Below are 20,298 nucleotides of genomic sequence, written 5' to 3' on the forward strand. Positions count from 1 at the left end.
CTGCGCTCACCACACGTCGCCCTCGCGCCAGTCGCAGGTGATCTCGCCGTCGAGGTCGAGCGCCGCCCGCACGGGCAGGACGTAGATGCCGCCGTCGTCGTCGGGCGTGGTCTCCACCCCGGTGGGCGTGACGACCGACGACGGCCCCCGCCACAACGACCAGCCGCGCGCGGCGTAGAACCCCGCGGCCGCCTCGGTGGTGCTGAGCACGCCGGCGTCGTAGCGGCTACGGATGAGCGCCTCGAGCGTCACCATGAGCGCGGCGCCGTGACCGTGCCCGCGGTGGTCGGCGCGCACCGCGAGCCCCTCGACGTAGCCCGCCCGCAGGCGGCGGCCGCCGTGGTGCAGCTGGCGCTCAACGACTGCGCCGTGCCCCACGAGCTCCCCGGCCACCCTCAGGAGGACGTGCCGGCCGCCGAGGCAGTGGTGCCAGTCGGCCTCGCCGAAGTCGTCACCGAAGACGTCGACGAGCAGGTCACGGCACGCGCGGCGGGCGCCGGCCGAGAGCTCCTCGGTGCGCGCCAGGTCGACACGCGCCACCTCAGTCATGAGGTCCATCGGACCAGTCTCCTCCCCGGCGGGCATCCGCCGCCATGGTCCGGCGTCCCCGCGGTGGCCGTGGCCGTGGCCGTAGCCACCGAGCACCGCGGGGCGCCTGGGCCCACGTCGCGGGCCGCAGCAGGACCGTAGGCAGCGTCCGTGCGCGACGGCGTCCGTCTGCCGCCGTCGTCCGCTGTCGCTCCCCGGCGACGGCGGGATACGCGCGACGGCGACGTCGCCGGGGCAGGAGGCGACCGCACCCGGCGCCCCCGGTCGGATGTCAGCGGTGCTCGCCATTCTTAGCGTGGGCACCTCGAGCAGCACGGGAGCGAGACGAGGAGAGCACATGGACACGACCGCGCCGGTCCCCACGGCGTCCGTCCGGATCGCGCCGGTCCTGGCGTCGGAGCGGGAGGCCGCGGCGGCGCTCGCGGCGCGGGCGATGCGCAACAACCCCATGCACGTCGCCGCCCTTGGGCCGAACGGGCGTCGGCGGGTGGACGTCATGCACCGCGCCTTCACCGCCATGCTCGCCGACCGCCCGGTCCTCGGCGCGTGGCAGGGCGAGCGGCTGGTCGGCGTCGCCGCCCACACCGCGTCGCCGCGGTGCCAGCCCGACGCGCGCCAGCTCGTGCGGCTGATGCCCACGGTGGCGCAGGCGCGGACCAGCACCCCGCGCCTGCTGCGGTGGCTGGCGACGTGGGGGCGCCACGACCCGGCGACGCCGCACTCCCACCTCGGCCCGGTCGCCGTGGACCCCCGCTTCCGGGGCCGCGGGATCGGCAGCGCGCTGCTGGGCCGGTACGTGAAAGACCTTGACGACGGCGGTACCCCTGGGTATCTGGAGACCGACCGGCTCGCCAACGTCCGGCTCTACCGCCGGTTCGGCTTCGAGGTCGTCCACCAGGCCGGCGTCCTCGGGGTCCCCAACTGGTTCATGGTCCGCCCGCCGGGCAGACAGCGCCCCTGACGTCGACAACGAGGAAGGACACCCGTGACCACGACCGCTCATCCACCGGTGCTCGTGCTCGGTGGCACCGGCACCATCGGCCACCGCGTCGTCGCCCAGCTGCTCGACCGCGGCCTGCCCGCCCGTGCCGCCAGCCGGCACACCGACCCCCCGCTGAACTGGGCCGACCCCACCACCTGGGACGCCGCGCTCGACGGCGCGGAACGGATCTACCTGCTCCTGCCCGACGACGTCGACCTCCCCGACGGGTTCCTCGACCGGGCCCGGGCCGCGGGGGTGCGCCGGGTGGTGCTCCACTCCGACCGCGCCGTCGACCTCATGAACGTCACCCGGCTCCAGGGCGCCGAGCGCGCGGTCCGCGCGTCGGGGCTGGAGTGGACGATCATCCGGCCGGACTGGTTCGCCCAGAACTTCGAGACCTTCTTCCGCGACGGCATCGTCGGCGGGCGCCTGTGCATGCCGGTGGGGGAGGCGAAGCAGGGGTTCGTCGATGGCGACGACATCGCCGCCGTCGCCGTGAAGGCCCTCACCACGGACGCCCACCTGGGGGAGGTCCTCGAGATCACCGGGCCGACGGCGCTGTCCTTCCGGGAGGCCACCGCGCTCATCGCCGACGCCATCGGACGCCCCGTCGAGTTCGACGGCACGCCGCAGGCCTACCGGGAGCAGATGCTCGCCGTCGGCCTCCCGGAGGAGGCGGTCGAGGGGCTCATCCAGAGCTTCGCGCCGGTCGCGGAGGCGGGGGACACGCATCCGACCGGGGTGGTCGAGGCGGTCCTCGGCCGCCCCGCCCGGCCCTTCGCCGACTACGTCGCCGCCGCCGCGGCGCGCGGGGTGTGGCAGTAGGTTCCCGGTACCACCCGTAGAACCGGAGGAGCGCCATGCGCGGATCGGCCGTCGTCATCGGAGGCGGGATCGCCGGCCTCGCCGTGGCCCGCGGCCTGCTGAGGGTGGGCTGGTCCGTGCGGGTGCTCGAGCGCAGCGCCGACCTGCCGCAGGCCGGCACGGCGCTGGGCATGTGGCCCGAGGCCATGCGCGCGCTCGACGCCCTCGGCGCGGGCGACGACGTCCGTGCGGCCTCGGTCGAGCAGCGTGGCGCGGCGATCCTGCGCCCCGACGGCACGCCCATCGCCCGGATCGGGCGCGGGCGCACCGCCCGGCTGGTCTCGCGTCCCGCGCTGCTCGCGGCGCTGGCGCGGGGCCGGCCGGGCGAGACTGTCGAGTGGGGCCGGCGGGTCGACGGCAGCGGCGTGCTCCCGGAGGCGGACGTCGTCGTCGGCGCCGACGGCGTCCGCAGCGTGGTGCGCGCCGTGCACTTCGGCGTGGCGCCCCGGCCGCTCGGCACGATCGCCTACCGGGGCACGGCCCCGGGCGCGGTCCGCGCGGTGAGCGAGACGTGGGGACGGTCCCAGCTCTTCGGGATCACCCCCCGCCACGACGGCGCCACGAACTGGTTCGCGTGCCTCCGTGACGGCGCCGACGGCGACGCCGACGGCGCCGGAGCCCGCCGGACGGAGGCCGAGGCCGCCACGCGCCTGCGCGAGCTCTACGGCGACTGGCACCGCGGGGTGCAGCGGGTGCTCGACCACCTGGCCGACGTCGACGAGCGACGGCTCTACGACGTCCCGCCGTTGCCCTCGTACGTCGCCGGCAACGTCGTCCTCGTCGGCGACGCCGCCCACGCGATGGCCCCCAACCTGGGCCGTGGCGCCTGCGAGACGCTGCTCGACGCGGCGGCGCTCACCGAGGCGCTCTCCGCCGCCCCCGACGTGGCCTCGGGCCTGCGCCAGTACGACGCCGCCCGCCGTCCGGCGGCGACCCGGGTCGTCCGCATGGCGCGGCTGGCCAACCGGCTGAGCACGGCCGAGCACCTGGTGCCGGCGCGGAATGTCGCGGTGGCGGCGGCCGCACGCCTCAGCTGACGACCGTGCGGACGCGCGTAGTCGCGACCTCACCGCCGAGACCCCTTCTAGTGGCGAAGTGGCGGGCGCTGACCGGCGGTCTCGGCGAGCGTGCGGACGAGCGTGACGAACTGCTTCTGCCCTTGCGGGCTGAGGCGCACCACCGTGTGGCCGTAGCGGTTCTTGCGCTGCTTTGTCACCTCGACGAGGCCCCGCTCCTCCAGGTCCCGGATGATCTTGGACAGATCAGGGGTCGACATGCCCGTGGATCGCTGCAGGGCTGGATAGTCCGCTTGCTCGACCTGGTTCAGGTGGGCGAGCGTCACGAAGCGCTTGGGCGCCAGAAGGTGCGCGTCGAGGTCCTGGTATCCCATGGTGCCCTCAGCGGCGGATCAGCAGCCAGAGGTAGAACAGCAGCCACGCTGCTGGGGCCAACCCACCAAGGATCAGCGCCTCGGGGAACGGTGCGGTCTCGCCGAAGCGAACTCCCCTGTAGATGGGCAGCGCGAGCCACACGCTGAAGAGGGTAGACACCCACGAGGCCGCCCCCAGGCGGGGCTCGTTGGTGCGTTGCCGTCGGCCTGCGACCCATCGGTGGGCCACGATGACGGCCACCAGTGCCGGCGGGATCGCCCACCAGGGGTGCCCGGAGAGGGCCACTAGCCCCGAGAGCAAGGACATGGCAATGGTGGCGAGAGCGCTGGCGTGATCGTGCGGGCCGAGGCGGCGTCGCGGCCGGCTCGGCACGGAGGCAAGCAGTTCTCTGGCGCGCTCCGGAGTGACGGTCACATCGGCTTCCGGCAGGAGGTTCTGGTCCCCGCCACAGGTCCCGTTCGTGTCCGCGGGCGGTGTTCTTCTGGGTCGCTCCTCCATGCAGCCAGGTTCGCATCTACTTGCAGAATATGCAACTAGGTGTCGCCCGGCCCGGCCCGGCCCCGCCCGGCCCGGCCCCGCCCGTCCGGGCACCGGGACCACGCCAGGCCTCACCTGTCGCGCCCCGACGACACCCACCCCCTGCGGGAGTCGACCGTCATCGACGCCGCCGGGCCGATGTGGGGGGCGGGCGCCCGTTCGTAGTGTCCCCGCATGAGCCACGACCAGCCTCCGCACTACCCGCCGCCGGAGAACCAGCCCCACCACGGGCCGCCTCCGTCGGCGAGTGCGCCTGCGCCGGCGAGTGCCCCGGCGCCGGTGAGCTGGCCCCTCGTCCTCGGGCTGGGCAGCCTCGCGCTGCTGTGGCCGCTCACCGAGCTCGTCGGCGCCCCGGCAGCCCTCGGCCCGCTCGGCACCGTGCTGCTCAACGTCGTGGTGGTCGCTGTCATCTGGATCGGCGGCGTGGGCCTGGCGCGCGTGCCCCACCCGGTGCGCACCCTCACGCTCGCCGGCGTCGTCTACGGCAGTGTCCTCATGCTCATGTGGCTGGTCCTGGGGCTGCGTCTGGAAGGCGTCAGCGCCGGTGCGTTCGCCATCGGGGCGGCCCTCGAGATCGCCCGGTCGGCCGCGATGGGCGCCGTCGCGGGAGTGCTCGCCGGCGGCCTCCAGCGCCTGCTCGGGCCGCCCCGCACCACCGGACGGACGCAGCGAACCGTTGCGCCCGACACAGTTCCCGGCCCCACCGACCAGCGGCCGGCCCCCGGCGACCCCGGCCGGTGGCCCCACCCGGGCAACACCGGGCCCGACCCCGGCGGGCCACCGGTGTGACCGTGCGACCACTGCGCCGCGCGCCGGAGCCGGGGAACGACCTCATCCGTGCCCCCGAAGTCGTGGCCCGGGCGCCGGGCAGTTCCTACCCTGGTGTGGTGTCCCGCACCGAGGCCACGGAGGGCGTCGACCAGCGTCTGCTCGACGCCCTGTTCGGCGTGGGCGTGGGCCTCGCGGTCGCCCTCGTCATCGCCGCCGACCTCGACGAGACGGGCCGCGCGGGCGTGGGCGCCTACCTCTTCGCGGTCGGCTTCGGCGTCCTCGTCCTCTTCCGGCGGCGCGCGCCCCGCGTGGTCCTCGCGCTCACCGTGCTCGCCCTGTTCGTGTACTACGCCCTCGACTTCCCCCCGGTGGGCATCGCGCTGCCCGTCGCCGCGGCCTTCTTCTCCGCTGCCGAGGCGGGCCGGACGCTGTGGGCGATCCGGGTCGCCATCTTCCTCGTCGCCGTGTCGGTCTTCGCCCTCGTCGAGGAGGGCCGTCCCGCCGACTACCTCTTCAGCTACGAACTCCTGACGAACGCCGCGCTCGTCGCGGCCGCGATCGCGCTGGGCGTCAGCGTGCGCTCCCGTCGGGAGGCGCGTGAGCACCAGGAGCAGCTGCACCGCGTGCAGGTCGCCGAGCAGGAGCGCCGAGCGGAGCAGCGCGTCCACGAGGAGCGGATGCGCATCGCCCGCGACCTCCACGACGTCGTCGGGCACACCCTCTCCGTCATCGCCGTCCACGGGAACGTCGCCGCCGAGGCGGTGGGCCAGGACGACGACGCCGCCCGCCGGGCGGTCCAGCAGATCCGCGACGTCACCTCGGCGACCATGCGCGAGCTGCGCGCGACGGTCAAGGTGCTGCGCTCCCCGGGCGTCGAGCCGGAGCGCGGGGCGGTGGGCCTGTCGGGCGTGCCGCAGCTCGCCGAGGCCGGCCGGGAGGCGGGGATCGACGTCGACGTCGACCTCGACATCCCGGCCGGGTCGCTCGACGGCGCCGTCGACGCCGCCGCCTACCGGATCGTGCAGGAGTCGCTCACCAACGTCATGCGCCACTCGGGCGCCACCCGCGCCCACGTGCGCGCCGCCGTCGTCGACGGGCTCCTCGAGGTCACCGTCACCGACGACGGCCACGGGCCGGCCGGGGACGTCCGGCCCGGCGCGGGGCTCACGGGTATGCAGGAGCGGGCGGCGGTGCTGGGGGGCCGGGTCACCTTCGGTGGCTCGGGGGACGGGGGGTTCACCGTGCGTGCGGTGCTCCCGGGAAGGATGGAGCCATGATCCGCGTCGTGCTGGTCGACGACCAGGAGCTGGTCCGCACGGGGCTGCGGACCCTCGTCGAGCACGACGGCGACATCGCCGTCGTCGGCGAGGCGGAGACCGGGCGCAGCGGGCTGCGCCGGGTGCGGGAGATGCGCCCCGACGTCGTCCTCATGGACATCCGCATGCCCGACCTCGACGGGCTGGAGGCCACCCGGCAGATCGTCGCCGACGCGGCGCTCGCCGCCGTCCGGGTCCTCGTGCTCACCACCTTCGACGAGGACGAGCACGTGTTCGAGGCGATCCGCGCCGGGGCGGCCGGTTACCTCCTCAAGGACGTCTCACCCGGCGACCTGCGGGCGGCGGTCCGGGTGGTCGCCGCGGGGGAGTCGCTGCTCGCGCCGTCGGTCACCCGCACCGTCATGCGCTCGCTGGCGAGCGCACCGCGCACCACCACCGACGACACCCCGCTGCGCCGCCTCACCGAGCGGGAGCGGGAGGTCCTCGAGCAGGTGGGCCGGGGGCTGTCCAACGAGGAGATCGCCCGGGTGCTGTTCCTGTCCCCGGCCACCGCCCGTACCTACGTCTCGCGGCTGCTCACCAAGCTCGACGCCCGCGACCGCTCCCAGCTCGTCGTCCTCGCCTACGAGACGGGGCTCATCGCCCCGGGCCTGGCCTGACGCCGGCCGACGGCGGGCCGACGCCTGACGTAGGCCGCCGTCGATGCCGGCACCGCCCCAGGGCGACCGGACGCGTCCCCCAGCGTCGCCCCCACCGACGCCTGGGGGCCGATGACCCCAGACGGCCCGGTTCCTAGCGTTTTCGGTATGACGAATCCCCACAGCTCCGTTCCCTCCTACCCCCCGCCCGGCCCCACCCCGGGGCCGACCCGTGAGGAGAGGTCGGCCGGGCTCCGCCCGGGCCTCATCCTCGGCCTCGCCCTCCTGCCGCTCGTGATCGGCGTGGCTCGCGCGAGCGGCGCCATCCAGACCGGCGGCAACGCGATCGTGCTCGTCGGCCTCGTCACCGCCGTGTGGCTCACGGTCGTCGCCGGACGCAACGTCGCCCGACCGCTCGCCACCCTCACCCTCACCGGCCTGACCGCGGGGGTTTACCTCGCGCTCCTCTTCGGGGGCGTCAGCGTCCTCGGGATCGGCGCCCCGTTCCCCGTCGCCGGCATCATCGCGCTGCCCATCGTCCAGACGGTCTGGGGCTTCATCGCCGGGCTGCTCGCCCTGCTCATCAACTGGGTGCGGACATGACCCGGCGGTCGCGGCTCGCCACCGCCGTCGCCGTCACCGCCGCGACGGCGCTGCTCGCCGCGTGCGACGGCGGCTTCGTCGGCGGCGGGCTCCCCGGCGTGGAGGAGGTGCCCTTCACCACCCCGCTGGCGATCCCGCCCCTGGCGCCCTCCCGCGTCGAGCCCGACGGCACCCGGGTCTTCGAGCTCACCGCCCAGGAGGGCTCGATGCCGTTCGTCGACGGCGCCGAGACCCGGACGTGGGGGTTCAACGGCGACTACCTCGGCCCCACCCTGCGCGCCGAGCGCGGCGAGCGGGTCGCGGTGGAGGTGACCAACGAGCTCGGGGAGGCGACGAGCGTCCACTGGCACGGAATGCACCTGCCCCCTGAGATGGACGGCGGGCCGCACCAGATGGTCGAGCCGGGCGAGACGTGGCGGCCCACCTGGGAGATCGACCAGCCAGCGGCGACCCTCTGGTACCACCCCCACCCGCACGGGGAGACCGAGCGCCACGTCTACCAGGGCCTCGCCGGCCTGTTCCTTCTCGACGACCCCGAGGCCGCCCCGGACCTGCCGTCGCAGTACGGCGTCGACGACATCCCGGTCATCGTCCAGGACAAGCAGTTCGACGACGCCGGTCAGCTCACCCTTGAGGAGAACCAGTCCGAGCCCGGGGTCCTCGGCCAGACGGTCATGGTCAACGGGACGGTCGGCCCCTTCCTCGGGGTGTCCACCGAGCGGGTGCGCCTACGGCTGCTCAACGGCTCGACCGCCCGGACGTACAGCTTCGGCTTCGACGACGGTCGCCGCTTCCAGCTCGTCGGCACCGACGGTGGCCTGCTCCCCGCGCCGCACGAGACCACCGACGTCCGGCTCTCCCCGGGCGAGCGCGCGGAGATCGTCGTCGCCGTCACGCCGGGCGAGCAGGTGACCCTGCGCTCCTCCGAGCCCGACCTCGGACGGGTGGCCTCCTCCGCGGCGTTCGGCGGCGAGGACACCTTCGACGTCCTCGAGCTGCGGGCGGACACCATGCTCGCGCCGTCGCCGCCGGTGCCCGACGTCCTCGCCGACGTGCCCCGGATCAAGGAGAGCGAGGCAGGCGTGACGCGGGACTTCACCCTCGCCGTCCGCCAGATCAACGGCAGGAGCATGGACCCCGAGCGCATCGACGAGGTGGTGCACGAGGGCCAGACCGAGATCTGGGAGGTCCGCAGCATCGACTCCCTGCCGCACAACTTCCACATCCACGACGTCCAGTTCCAGGTGCTCGACATTGGCGGGGAACCGCCGCCGCCGGAGCTCATGGGGTGGAAGGACACCGTCTACCTCGAGCCGCAGCGCGACTACCGCCTCATCATGCGGTTCGAGGACTTCACCGACGCCGACAGCCCGTACATGTTCCACTGCCACCTCCTGCGTCACGAGGACGAGGGGCTCATGGGCCAGTTCGTCGTCGTCGGCGAGGGGGAGTCCGCCCCGACGACGATCGACCTGGACCACGACGGCGGCCGCCCCGGTGCCGACGGCGGCGACGGCGGGGCTGACGACGGTGGTGGCGACGACGGCGACGGCGGCGGGGCTGCCGGCGGGGCTGACGGCGGCCACGCGCACTGAATCCGCTGACCTCATGCGGGCGCCGGTCCTACCCCCGGCGCCCGCATCGCCTGCTCCCCGCCCCACGGCGCCCCACCCCGCGGCGCCCCGGCCCCGCCCACCCCGCCACACCCTCGCTGGAGAGGACGAACCCGTGACCGACGACCGCTTCGGCCCGCGCCTCGACGTCCGGCCGCTGTTCCCCGCCGAGCGCACCGCCCTGGTCGCGCTCCTCGGGACGCTCGGGCCCGAGGACTGGGCGCGCGAGGCCGTCCCCGGGTGGACGGTCAAGGACCTCACCGCCCATGTGCTCCACGACTACCTGCGCCGACTGTCCGGTGCCCGGGACGGGCACGGCGCGCCGCTGCCGCCCGGCCCGACGCTTGCCGCCCGGATCAACGCCGCGAACGAGGAGTTCGTCGCCGTCGCGCGTCAGCTGAGCGCCCCGGTGCTCGTCGACCTCATCGCGCACCTCGGTCCCCAGCTCGACCGGGTGTGGGACGACGTCGACCTCGACGGGCGCTCCGGCGTCGACGTCTCCTGGGCGGGCGAGGGGACGCCGGCGTGGCTGGACGTGGCTCGCGAGTACACCGAGTTCTGGGTCCACCAGCAGCAGGTGCGCGACGCCGTCGCCCAGCCGGGCTTCGACACCCCCGACGTCATGGGGCCGGTCATCGCGACCTTCGCGCGCGCGTTGCCGCGCACGGTGGCGTCGGTGGAGCGCCCGGTGGGCACCTCCGTCGAGCTGCGCGTCACCGGCCCGGCCGGTGGCGCGTGGACGGCGGTGCGCCGCCCCGACGGGTGGGCCCTCGGCGAGGCGGCGGGCGGCGCCGCGGCCGCCGAGGTCGTGCTCGACCAGGACACCTTCTGGCGGCTCGCCACCCGTCGGATAGCCGTCGACGACGCGCGCGCGCGGGCGGTGCTGCGCGGCGACGCCGAGCTCGGCCGCGCGGTGACGACGCTGCTCGCCATCGTGCGCTGACCTGCCAGCGCCGTCGGGACGCCGACCTCACGTTTCCCGGGCTGCCCACGTCTACCAGGCATGGGCAACGACGACCGAAGGGACACGACCATGCGTGGTGCACCACCCTCGGAGAGGCTCCGCCGGACCGGCACGAGGAGCGGCGGCACGGGCGCGGCGGCCATGAGCGGGACCGTCCCCATGCCGCTGTCCGCGCTCCTCGCGCTCCTGCTCGTCCCGCCGCTGTCGGGCTTCCTCGCGGGCCTGCTCGCCCCCCTCGTGCGCGCGGTCCGTATGAGAGGGCGCGGGCCCGCCGGATCGGCGAGGTCGGCCGGGGTGCCGGCCGCGCCCCGGGACGCCGCGGCGCGGGACCCGCCGCGACGACGCCGGCGGCTCCGGCTCGGCACGGTACGGCTCGGCACGGCGCCCGGCCCCGACCTGGGGACGGGCGCCGTCGTCGTCCTCGGCGGAGGTGGCGGGGTGATCTGCTGACAGCAGATCTGCCCACGGCAGCAGGGGCTCCACGGGCGGCCCGGCCGACCACAGACTCGGTCCATGAGCGACAACCGCGAGACGTTCTCCACCATCGACAACGAGCTGCTCACCGGTCTGCTGGCGCGGCGCATCATCGTCCTCGGGGACCAGCTGGACCAGCGGCTGAGCAACCGCCTGTGCAGCCAGCTCCTGCTGCTCTCGGCCGAGGACCGGCGCAAGGACATCACCTTCTGGATCAACTCCCCGGGCGGCTCGATCCCGGGGATGCTCGCGATCATGGACGTCATGCGGGCCATCCCCAACGACGTGAGCACCGTGACCTTCGGGATGGCGGCCAGCGCCGGGCAGTTCCTCCTCTCGGCCGGCACTCCGGGCAAGCGCGCCGCCCTCCCGCACGCGCGGATCCTCATGCACCAGGGGTCGTCCGGGATCGGCGGCACCGCCGTCGACGTCGAGCTCCAGGCCGACGACCTGCGCCAGACCCTCGATACGGTGCTGGGCCTCATCGCCGTGCACACCGGGCAGCCCTTGGAGCGCATCGTCGAGGACTCCCAGCGCGACCGGTGGTACACCGCGGAGCAAGCCGTCGCCTACGGGTTCATCGACCGCGTCGCCGACGGGCTCGAGGAGCTCATGCCGGGACCCCCGGTCCCCGCGGGCGTGGGGAGCGCGCGATGAGCTCGTACACGATCCCGTACGTCACCGAGCGCAGCGGCGGCGTCGAGCGCTCCATGGACGTCTACAGCAAGCTGCTCGCCGAGCGCATCGTCTACCTCGGCACGGAGATCGACGACGGCGTCGCCAACGCCCTCATCGCCCAGCTCTTCCACCTCGAGTCGGTGAGCTCGGACCTGCCGATCAACCTGTACATCAACTCCCCGGGGGGTTCGCCGTCCGCGATGCTCGCGGTCTACGACACGATCCAGTACATCCGCGCCGAGGTCGCCACCACGTGCGTGGGGCAGGCGGTGGGCCCGGCCGCCGTGCTGCTCGCCGGCGGGGCGGCGGGACGCCGGTCGGTCCTCGCCCACTCCCGGGTGGTACTCCACCAGCCGTCCGCGCGGGGGGAGGGCGCGATCCCCGACCTCATCCTCCACGCCGACGAGGTGGTGCGGGTGCGCGCCGAGCTGGAGGCGGTCCTCGCCGCGCACACCGGCAAGGACCTGGCCACCCTGCGGCGCGACACCGACCGCGACCGCGTCCTCACCGCCCAGGCCGCCGTCGACTACGGCCTCGCCGACCACGTCCTCACGGTCCGCCCGTCGTTCTGACGGCGGCCCGACCCGCCGGGCGTCGGGGCGGCCACTGGTCCGCCGTCGTTCTGACGGGGGCCCCGATTTCGCTCTCAGGGCACTTCTTCCCCTGCCCGCCACGCAGCCCCTAGCCTCACTGCATGGCAACGGCGCAGGCAGCGAGCAGCAGGCGGTGGCGCCTGTGGCGCAACGTCGTGGGTGTCGTCCTGCGCGAGACGCGGCAAGGGCGCGGCGAGATCCTCTCCGACGTCGCCGCCCGCGCCGGCGTCTCTCCGCAGTACCTCTCCGAGGTGGAGCGCGGGCGCAAGGAGCCCTCCTCGGAGGTGCTGGCCGCCGTCGTCGAGGCGCTCGGGCTGACGCTGTCCGACCTCACCCGCAGCGCGACGGCCCTCCTCGATGCCGCCGCGGAGCCCCGACGTGAGCGCCGCGAGCCCTGGGCGCCGCTCGACCCGGTCCCGGCCGCGGCGCCGGCGCCGGCGTCGACGGAGCGCGGCGACAGGCCCGCACCGGTCGAGCCGATGGTGCCGGTCCAGATCCTCTCGCTCTCGGCGGAGACGCACGTGGGCCCGTCCGGCGACGTCGGCGACTTCGGCGTCGTCGTCCTGCTCGCCGCCTGACGCCGCGGTCGGCGCGACGCCTCGGCGTCCAGGCGCTTATGGGTGACATCCCAGCGCTATAGGCACTGCGATGTCACCCATAAGTCCGGGTTCGCGGGGCCAAGGGGGCGAAGGGCCGGCGTCGGTGCTCGCGGCGAGGGCAGCGTGCCGGGCCCGTCCTCGGGGGGGGCGAACTCCACGTCCAGACGCTTATGGGTGACATCCCAGCGCCATCAGCACTGCGATATCACCCATAAGCGGCTGACCGGCTGACCGAGCGCCGCTGAACGGCCGGCCGCGCGCGGCTGAACGGGCTGGGCGGGAGAGCGCCCGGCGGCCTGCCGGCCGCCAGCCCGGCGCCTCAGCCCGCGGGGTCCACCCACGCCGTCTGGACGACCTGGAAGCCGGGGTCGCGGGTGACCATCCGCCCGCGCCCGGCCGGCTGGCGCGCCGCCTTGACCGCACCGATGAGCGTGCCCTCGCTGGGGTCCCCGTTGAGGATGATGCCCGGCTGCGCGAGGTCGGAGATCGCGGTGATGAACGGGTCGTAGCTGCGCGAGGTACCCGTGGCCCGCCGCGCGAGGGCGACGTGCAGCCCGACGTCACGGGCCTGAGCGAGCAGGGGCTGCAGCGCGGCGATGGGGTTGCCGGTGCTCGTGGCGACGAGCTCGTAGTCGTCGACGACGACGAACGCCTCGGCGCCCGTCCACCAGGACCGCTCGCGCAGCTGCTGGGCGGTGACGTCCGGGCCGGGGATCCGGTTGCCGAGGAACCCGGCGATGTCCGCGATCGCCGACTGCGCCTGCCCGGAGTTCGAGCTGTACGCGGCGAGGTACTCCTCGGGCACGAACCCCAGGTGAGCGCGGCGGTAGTCGACGAGGAACACCTGCGCCTCGCGAGGGGTGCGGGTGCGCAGGATCTCGCTGAGGTAGGTCCGCAGCAGCGCCGACTTGCCGGACCGGCCGTCGCCGTAGACCAGCAGGTGCGGGTCCGTGTCGACGTCGAGCCGGACCGGGGCCAGCGCCCGCTCGTTGATGCCGAGGAGCAGGCTGGTCGGCGACGCCGACGCCGACGCCGCACCCAGCTCGCGGACCTCGTCGAGGGTGATCTTGCTGGGCAGCAGCCGCAGCTTGGGGCCGGTCGGCCCCTGCCAGGCGCCGGCGATGGTGCTCACGAGGTGGTCGATCCCCTCGTGCAGGCTGCCCGCGTCGGTCCGGGCGTCGATCCGCGGCAGGGCGCCGAGGAAGTGCAGCCGGGAGGGCACGAGGCCGCGGCCGGGGCGCTCGGACGGGACGTTGACGGAGATCTTGCGGTCGATCTCCGAGTCGAGGGGGTCACCGAGGCGCAGCTCGTACCGGCTGCCGAGGATGTCGCGGACGGCGGTGCGGTAGTCCATCCACCGGGTCGCGGAGGTGATGAGGTGGACGCCGTAGGTCAGCGCCCGCTGGGCGAGGACCTGCAGCTCCATCTCGAGGTCCTCGAAGTCGCTGCGCAGCGTCGCCCATCCGTCGACGACGAGGAAGATGTCGCCGTAGCCGTCGTCGACCTCGGCCCGACGACGGCGGTAGGTCTCGATGCCGTCGATCTTGTGGCGGCGGAAGGCGCGCTCGCGGGCGTCGACGATGCCGGAGACCTCGGCGACGATCCGGCGGACGACGTCGGGCTCGGCGCGCATGCCGATCCCCGCCAGGTGCGGCAGGCCGGACAGGGCGGAGAACGTGCCACCGCCGAAGTCGAGGACGTAGATCTGGGCCTCGCGCGGCGTGTGGGTGAGGGCGATGCCCGTGACGATGGTGCGCAGGAGGGTCGAGCGTCCGCTGCGGGGGGCGCCGACGACGCCGACGTGGCCGCGCGCGCCGGCGAGCTCGCAGACGGCGACCTCACGGCGCTGCTCCTTGGGGACGTCGACGGTCCCGATCGGGAACGTGAGGGGCCCGCGCTCGCGCCACGCGCGCGAGATGAGCCCGAGCTCCGGGTCGACGGCGAGGTCCGGCATCATGCCGTCGAAGGTGTCGGGCACGTCCAGCGGCGGCAGCCAGACCTCGTGGGCGGCCGGCCCCTTGCCGGTCATGGCCTGCACCGCGATGTCGAACGTCGACAGCTTGGAGTCGCCGCCGCGGCCGTTGGCGCTCCCGCCGCCACCACCGCCACCACCAGCACCAGCACCAGCACCGGCGCCGCCGCCGGCAGCGGCGCCGGCGAGCAGCCCCTCGACGAACGCGTGCGCCGCGCCGTCCGCGCCCATGAGCGCCGGGGGCAGCGCGCCGGGCCGCACCAGGGTGGCCTCGACGTCCTCGTCGGCGTGGACCGGGCCGGCGCGGAACGGCAGGACGTGCGCCCGGGTCGGGGCCGCGCCGTCGTCGCCCGCGACGACACCGTCGCGACGCGGCGGCGGGCCCGAGACGTAGGCGGCCTGGAAGCCGGTGAGCGTGGACTGGTCCGCCTTGAGGTAGCCGCGGCCGGGGACCGGGGGCAGCTCGTAGGCGTCGGTGACGCCGAGGACGGCCCGCGACTCCGACGCGGAGAACGTGCGCAGACCGATCCGGTAGGACAGGTGGGAGTCGAGGCCGCGCAGGCGACCCTCCTCGAGCCGCTGTGAGGACAGCAGGAGGTGGATGCCGAGCGAACGGCCCAGCCGGCCGATGGCGACGAAGAGGTCGGTGAACTCGGGCTTGGCGGCGAGGAGCTCGGAGAACTCGTCGGCGACGATGAGCAGGCTCGGCAGCGGCGCGAGCTTGGCGCCGGCGGCCCGGTCCCGCTCGTAGTCCCGCACCGACTGGTAGTTGCCCGACCGGCGCAGGAGCTCCTGGCGGCGGACCATCTCGCCGCTGAGCGCGTCCTGCATGCGGTCGACGAGGGAGAGCTCCTGGCCGAGGTTGGTGATGATCGCCGAGACGTGCGGCATGCCCGCCATGCCGGCGAACGAGGCGCCACCCTTGAAGTCGACGAGGACGAAGTTGAGCGTCTCGGAGGAGTGCGTCATCGCCAGGGCGAGGACGAGGGTCCGCAGGAGCTCGGACTTGCCGGAGCCGGTGGCGCCGATGACGAGGCCGTGCGGGCCCATGCCCTGCTGGGCGGACTCCTTGAGGTCGAGGTAGACCGGTGTCCCCTCGAGGGAGACACCGATCGGCACCCGCAGCCGGTCCCGCTCGGGGCGCGGGCGCCAGGAGCGCCGGACGTCGAGGTCGCGCACGTCGCCGAGGCCCAGCAGGTCGGTGAGCTCCTCGACCTTGCGGCTGCCGTCGCTCTCGCCCGTGCGGTGGTCGTCGCCGAGCGGCGCGAGCCGCCGGGCGACCGCCTGCGCGAGGGTCACCGACATCGCGTCGGCCTCGCCGGTGACCGGCTCGGCGCGGGGCCGCACCGCGGAGACGACGACGGTGTCGTGGTGCGGCGACGTCTCCACGTGCAGGCGCAGCCGGGTCGGGTCGGTGAGCTCCTCCCACGCCTCGGGCAGCTCCACGACGGTGATGCCGGAGACGCCCTCGGGCGGCAGCAGCGGGCTCGTCTCCGGGGCGCTGCCCCCGTCGACGACGAGGAGCAGGTGCGGCAGGGTCGGCTCGGCGCCGGGGACGAACCGGCCCCGGTTGGGCACCTCGGCGGGCAGCAGGGGCAGGAGCTCGTCGACGTCGTCGACGATGAGCCGGGCGGGGCCGGCGGCGTCGGTGACGAGTGGGGAGTGGGCGTGGGGGAGCCACTTGACCCACTCCCACTCCTCGCGCTCCGCCGCGCTGGTGACGACGGCGATCGTGAGGTTGGCGGGCGCGGTCGAGGTCGCCGCGGAGCACACCATCGACCGGGCCAGGGCACGCACGTGCTCGGCGGGACCGGTGAGCTCGATGCGCGCAAAGCCGGACAGGAGGACGGTGGAGGGCAGGCGCGACTGGACCCGGTGGGTCTTGAGGAGGCGGTGCAGCGCGGAGGCGGTGACCGGGTCGAGCGTGTCCATCGCGTCGGTCTCCGGCGGGACGAGCTCGGTGGCGAGCTCCTGGGGGCCGGTGCCGTAGCGCACGAGGAGGAACTCGGGGTCGTCCGGGGCGTGCGTCCACACGCGGGCGGTCTCGGTGGCGACGAACGGCAGCGCGGCCGGCGGCGGGAACCGCCAGGTGAGGGCGGCGCGCTGCTGGTTCGCGGCGCTGCGCGCCTGGGCGCGGATCTTGCCGAGGTAACGGAGGTAGGACCGGCGGTTGTCGGTCACACGCGTGCGGCGCATGGAGATGTTGCGCCAGAGCATGACGCCGACGAAACCGCCCATGGTGAGGAAGAACATCCCACCGGCGATGAAACCCATGGGACCGGGATTGCCCACCGCGACGAAAACGACGCTGCCGAGCCCGCCGAGCATGGGCAGCAGCATCATGAGCGAGCCGCCGAGCCCCTCGCCCTGGTACAGCTCCGGCGGCGGGTCGAGCTCGATCCGGCCGGTCGGCATCTCCGGCGGGCTCAGCCGTTCCTCCATCGCGCTGGACATGCGGTCCCCTCCTCATACCAGGGCACCGCGCCCGGGGCGCGCCCAATATAGGGCGGCGCGGGCGAATATGTGGCGTCGCGACCGAATAGGGTGCGTCGCAGACCAACACCCGGCGCGCATTCGTCGTGGGCCACTAGGGTGAGCGGGCGAAAGGGGGCCCATGACCGAGCAGGCGGTGATCGAGCTGCGCCGGTTCTCCGTCATGGGCGCCGGGCGGGTCCAGGACGTCGTCGTCGACGCGCGCGCCCGCCTGGGCGACGTCCTCGACGAGCTCGGCCTGCCCCCGTTCACCGAGGCGCTCTCGCCGGGCGGTGAGCGCCTGTCCCGGTCGACGGTGCTCCTCGCCGCCGGGATCCCCGACGGCGCCGTGCTCGTGGCGGTCGACGGCGAGAGTCTCGCCCCGTCCGCCGTGCGCTCCGGCGGGGCGTACTCCGCCGCCCACGCCCCCGGGTCCCGGGCCAGCGGCCCCGCACTCGCCGGGTCGGCGGCCCCCGGCCCCGTTGCCGGCGCGGGCGGTGCCGTGCGCGTGTCAAGGGCACCCGGCGCGCTGCGCCCCGCGCTCGCGGGACGGCTCGCCGCCGGTGCCGGCAGCGTCCTCGCCGCGCTCGTGGTGCTCACCGTGCTGCTCCCCGGTGCAGGCCGCGATGCCGCCGTCCCCGGTGCGCTCCTCCTCCTCGGCGCGCTGGTCGTGTCCTGGATCGGTGGCGGCGTGCGCGCGCAGGTGGCCGCCGCGACCGGGGCCGCCGCGGGTGCGGCGCTGCTCGCCGTCGGGCTCGTGCCCGCCCTGCCCGCGGGGACCGGCCACCTCGCCGTCGTCGCCGGGGCCCTGGGCGCCGTCGTCAGTGCGGTCGTCGGGCGTGACGTCACCCCGCTCGCGCGCCGCATCTCCCGCACGCTGGTGACCACCGGCCTCCTCACGGCCGCCGGTGGCGCCCTCGCCGTGGTGGCGTCCTGGCCGGTGACGGTGCTCGCCGTCGTCGCGGTCGCCGCCGCCGTGCCGTTGGCCCGGATCCTGCCCGACGTCGTCGTCGACGTGGACACCACCGAGATCGTCGACCTCGACCGCCTCTCCACCACGGCGTGGTCCCCGCGCCCGCGCCGCGCCCGGACGCGCTGGCGGCACGTGGTCCGTGAGGACGTCGACGGCCAGGTGCGGGATGCGGCCCGGCACCAGCGGATCGTGCTCGTCGGTGTGCTCGCCGTCGTCGCACTGGGCGCCGCCACGCTCGTCCTCGCGGCGCCGGGCCCGTCCCTCGCGACGACGATCCTCCTCGCCACGGTCGGCACGGGGCTGGCGCTCGTCGCCCGCCGCTACTACGACCGCGCGGACCGTTGGCTCCTCCGGCTGGCCGGGTTCGCGGCCATCGCCGCCGGCGGCGTCCGGCTCGCTGCCGGGCTTCCCGACGGCGCGGCCCTGGCCCTCGCCGTCGGCCTCGCCGTCGCCGCGTTCGGTCTCGTGCTACTCGCCCCGGTGGTGGGCCGGGGCTGGACCTCCCTGGGCCTGGGGCGCCTCGCCGACGTCTTCGAGGTACTCACCGTGACCGCCGCCCTGCCCCTGGCCGTGTGGGCCGCGGGCCTCGTCCCGTGGGTGCGCGCGCTCGTCGCGTGAGCCCTGCCCGCCGACGCGTTGATCGCTACGGTCGGCGTGACGACGCGCGTAGAGGGAGCGTGATGGACGACGGGGGCCCAGGAGGACTCGACGAGCCAGTACGACATCGCCGCCGTCGTGGCCGGCCTCCCGGACGAGATCATCGCGGGAGATGAAAAGGGCTTCGGTGACGTCCTCAGCTTCCCCATCGTCCCCTGGGGCGGATGAACCGATATCGAAACGCACTATCACCAGGCCGTCGCGAGCGGCATTGGCGTCCGCCAGATGGACGCTCGCAAAACTGACGAGCGGAAAGTGCGTTGATCAGTAGTCTCTCCACTGGCGGCGGGCTATCGTCGTCGACGGCGGGCGGGGGAAATGGCACCCGGCTGTTCCCACACTGACACGGGAGGAAACATGGCGGACAGAACACAGCTGGAGATCGGCGCACAGTCACGCGCCGCCCAGAAGGTCAACGCGAAGCAGGGCGAGTTCAACGGGCAGCTCACCAGCCTCAACGGCGAGGTCGGCGGTCTGCAGGGTCAGTACACGGGTTCCGGCGCGAACGCGTTCTTCCAGCTCGCCAACTCGTGGATGGAGGACGCCAACCGCATCATCCGCGAGTTCGAGGTCTTCTCCACCCGACTGGCCTCCGTGGACACCAAGGCCTCCACCTCCGAGGAGGACGCCACCACCGTGTTCCGCCAGAACGTCACGCCCATCTCCACACGGATGCAGTGACGGCCCGGACTACAGGACGATACGAAAGGAACCTGACATGACCACGAAGATCCCGTTCTCCGGGCTTGAGGCCATCGCCGCCAAGCTCCGCGCCACCGACAGCCAGCTGCGCTCGGGTTACGAGCAGCTCACCGGCGAGCTCCGCTCCACGATGGCCGAGTGGGGCGAGGACACCGACTCCCGCGCCGCGTACGACCAGTTCAAGGCCCGGTGCGACCGCGCCTTCCTCGAGATGGCGGACGCGCTCGCCAAGATCCCGGTGGCCGTGGAGCAGGCTCGTACCGGCGCCATGGAGACCGAGCGGGCGAACGCTGCCACCTTCCAGTGACCGCGGGCAACGACGGCGTCATCATTGACCAGGACGCCGTCGCCGCCGCCGCCGGGCGGCTCCCCATCGATCGCGGGCAGACCGCGGCGAGCAGTGCCGCGGCGCTGCCGAGTGGGCAGCTGTTCGGCAACTCGCCGGCCGGTCGCTCGCTCGCCGAGGTCTGGACCTTGGCGGCCGACCACCACCGGACGGTGACCGCCCAGCTACGGGAGGACCTGCTCACGCTCCGCGACGCCCTCACGGTCGTCCTGGGCAACACCGCCGAGGCTGAGGCCGACGCGGCGGCCCAGTACGCCCGGGCAACGGAGCAGTACGCGACGGTGGCCGAGCAGCGGTCGTCCGAGCTCATGACGAGCACCGACGAGTTCATCACGGCGAACGAGTCGGAGGTGGCCGAGGAGCTCGCGGCGGAGCGCACCGAGAGCACCATGCAGGCGGACTTGACTCAGCCGGCCCAGAGTGGGCCTGCGGGTCCGCCGGACGCCGGGGCGCCCGCCGGTGGTGAGCCGGGTGGACCGTCCAGTGACGGGCCACCAGGGCCGGGTGCTGCCCGACCTGCGCCGCCCACGGGTGGCAACGGGCCGTACGGATGACAACGCGGACCGGTCGCCGACACTGTCGGCGGCCGGTCCGCACACCCGCCTCGTGACGGCGAGCGCGGTGCGACGACGAGGGTGAGGGG

21 protein-coding genes are annotated in these 20,298 nt (G+C 74.4%); 17 read left to right on the top strand and 4 right to left on the bottom strand.

What is annotated here, in order from left to right:
* Positions 1–6 precede the first annotated feature (6 nt).
* On the bottom strand, positions 7–558 hold the full coding sequence (locus EBO36_RS01995; RefSeq protein WP_222928751.1) for a GNAT family N-acetyltransferase: 552 nt from the start codon (positions 556–558) through the stop codon (positions 7–9).
* 328 nt (positions 559–886) lie between these two features.
* On the opposite strand from EBO36_RS01995, the gene EBO36_RS02000 reads away from it, so the two are divergent.
* From EBO36_RS02000 to EBO36_RS02010, 3 genes are read left to right on the top strand one after another with little or no spacing between them, the layout of a single operon-like run.
* On the top strand, positions 887–1,510 hold the full coding sequence (locus EBO36_RS02000; RefSeq protein ID WP_164471295.1) for a GNAT family N-acetyltransferase: 624 nt from the start codon (positions 887–889) through the stop codon (positions 1,508–1,510).
* A 24-nt stretch (positions 1,511–1,534) separates the two neighbouring features.
* A complete protein-coding gene (locus EBO36_RS02005) occupies positions 1,535–2,356 on the top strand; it encodes an NmrA family NAD(P)-binding protein (RefSeq protein WP_222928752.1) in 822 nt (273 codons plus the stop codon).
* A 35-nt stretch (positions 2,357–2,391) separates the two neighbouring features.
* Entirely contained in the window at positions 2,392–3,432 is a 1,041-nt protein-coding gene (locus tag EBO36_RS02010) for an FAD-dependent monooxygenase (protein ID WP_122823149.1), read from the top strand.
* Between the two features lie 47 nt (positions 3,433–3,479).
* Here EBO36_RS02010 and EBO36_RS02015 read toward each other — a convergent pair whose 3' ends face one another.
* Positions 3,480–3,785 (bottom strand): transcriptional regulator, encoded by a 306-nt coding sequence (locus EBO36_RS02015; RefSeq protein ID WP_122823150.1) that lies wholly within the window; start codon positions 3,783–3,785, stop codon positions 3,480–3,482.
* Positions 3,786–3,792: 7 nt separating this feature from the next.
* Positions 3,793–4,284: a hypothetical protein gene (locus EBO36_RS15200; RefSeq protein ID WP_127573435.1), complete on the bottom strand. Its 492-nt coding sequence runs from the start codon at positions 4,282–4,284 to the stop codon at positions 3,793–3,795.
* 213 nt (positions 4,285–4,497) lie between these two features.
* Here EBO36_RS15200 and EBO36_RS02025 point away from each other — a divergent pair, with 213 nt between their 5' ends.
* The 10 genes from EBO36_RS02025 (at position 4,498) to EBO36_RS02070 (ending at position 12,512) form a co-directional block, all read left to right on the top strand.
* The gene (locus EBO36_RS02025; protein WP_164471296.1) at positions 4,498–5,112 is read left to right on the top strand and encodes a hypothetical protein; all 615 of its coding nucleotides are present in this window, start codon (positions 4,498–4,500) and stop codon (positions 5,110–5,112) included.
* A gap of 98 nt (positions 5,113–5,210) precedes the next feature.
* Positions 5,211–6,371, top strand: a complete 1,161-nt coding sequence (locus tag EBO36_RS02030; protein ID WP_206515608.1) for a sensor histidine kinase — start codon at positions 5,211–5,213, stop codon at positions 6,369–6,371.
* Positions 6,368–7,030, top strand: a complete 663-nt coding sequence (locus tag EBO36_RS02035) for a response regulator (protein WP_122823154.1) — start codon at positions 6,368–6,370, stop codon at positions 7,028–7,030. Before EBO36_RS02030 ends, EBO36_RS02035 begins: the two co-directional genes overlap by 4 nt.
* Positions 7,031–7,177: 147 nt before the next feature.
* Positions 7,178–7,612 (top strand): hypothetical protein, encoded by a 435-nt coding sequence (locus EBO36_RS02040; RefSeq protein ID WP_122823155.1) that lies wholly within the window; start codon positions 7,178–7,180, stop codon positions 7,610–7,612.
* Complete coding sequence (locus EBO36_RS02045; RefSeq protein ID WP_122823156.1) at positions 7,609–9,207, top strand: multicopper oxidase family protein; 1,599 nt, start codon at positions 7,609–7,611, stop codon at positions 9,205–9,207. The genes EBO36_RS02040 and EBO36_RS02045 overlap by 4 nt, the downstream gene beginning before the upstream one ends.
* A 133-nt stretch (positions 9,208–9,340) precedes the next feature.
* Positions 9,341–10,168, top strand: coding sequence for a maleylpyruvate isomerase family mycothiol-dependent enzyme (locus EBO36_RS02050; protein ID WP_222928753.1), 828 nt, complete (start codon positions 9,341–9,343; stop codon positions 10,166–10,168).
* Positions 10,169–10,330: 162 nt separating this feature from the next.
* Positions 10,331–10,639 (top strand): hypothetical protein, encoded by a 309-nt coding sequence (locus tag EBO36_RS02055; protein WP_122823157.1) that lies wholly within the window; start codon positions 10,331–10,333, stop codon positions 10,637–10,639.
* Positions 10,640–10,702: 63 nt separating this feature from the next.
* The gene (locus EBO36_RS02060) at positions 10,703–11,320 is read left to right on the top strand and encodes a ClpP family protease (protein ID WP_122823158.1); all 618 of its coding nucleotides are present in this window, start codon (positions 10,703–10,705) and stop codon (positions 11,318–11,320) included.
* Positions 11,317–11,913, top strand: a complete 597-nt coding sequence (locus tag EBO36_RS02065) for a ClpP family protease (RefSeq protein ID WP_122823159.1) — start codon at positions 11,317–11,319, stop codon at positions 11,911–11,913. The genes EBO36_RS02060 and EBO36_RS02065 overlap by 4 nt, the downstream gene beginning before the upstream one ends.
* Before the next feature lie 122 nt (positions 11,914–12,035).
* Positions 12,036–12,512, top strand: a complete 477-nt coding sequence (locus tag EBO36_RS02070) for a helix-turn-helix domain-containing protein (protein WP_122823160.1) — start codon at positions 12,036–12,038, stop codon at positions 12,510–12,512.
* 340 nt (positions 12,513–12,852) lie between these two features.
* On the opposite strand, the gene eccCa is transcribed toward EBO36_RS02070, so the two are convergent.
* On the bottom strand, positions 12,853–16,959 hold the full coding sequence (eccCa, locus tag EBO36_RS15580; protein ID WP_244925339.1) for a type VII secretion protein EccCa: 4,107 nt from the start codon (positions 16,957–16,959) through the stop codon (positions 12,853–12,855).
* Positions 16,960–17,119: 160 nt separating this feature from the next.
* Here eccCa and EBO36_RS02085 point away from each other — a divergent pair, with 160 nt between their 5' ends.
* The 4 genes from EBO36_RS02085 (at position 17,120) to EBO36_RS02100 (ending at position 20,209) form a co-directional block, all read left to right on the top strand.
* Positions 17,120–18,568 (top strand): hypothetical protein, encoded by a 1,449-nt coding sequence (locus tag EBO36_RS02085; RefSeq protein ID WP_122823161.1) that lies wholly within the window; start codon positions 17,120–17,122, stop codon positions 18,566–18,568.
* A gap of 396 nt (positions 18,569–18,964) precedes the next feature.
* Positions 18,965–19,288 carry a WXG100 family type VII secretion target gene (locus EBO36_RS02090; protein ID WP_164471297.1) on the top strand — a complete coding sequence of 108 codons (324 nt, stop codon included), beginning with the start codon at positions 18,965–18,967 and terminating at the stop codon, positions 19,286–19,288.
* Between the two features lie 37 nt (positions 19,289–19,325).
* Entirely contained in the window at positions 19,326–19,616 is a 291-nt protein-coding gene (locus EBO36_RS02095) for a WXG100 family type VII secretion target (protein WP_122823163.1), read from the top strand.
* Positions 19,613–20,209: a hypothetical protein gene (locus EBO36_RS02100; RefSeq protein ID WP_122823164.1), complete on the top strand. Its 597-nt coding sequence runs from the start codon at positions 19,613–19,615 to the stop codon at positions 20,207–20,209. Before EBO36_RS02095 ends, EBO36_RS02100 begins: the two co-directional genes overlap by 4 nt.
* The last annotated feature ends 89 nt before the right edge of the window (positions 20,210–20,298 follow it).

The sequence above is a fragment of the Georgenia faecalis genome (assembly GCF_003710105.1).
Classification (GTDB): domain Bacteria; phylum Actinomycetota; class Actinomycetes; order Actinomycetales; family Actinomycetaceae; genus Georgenia_A; species Georgenia_A faecalis.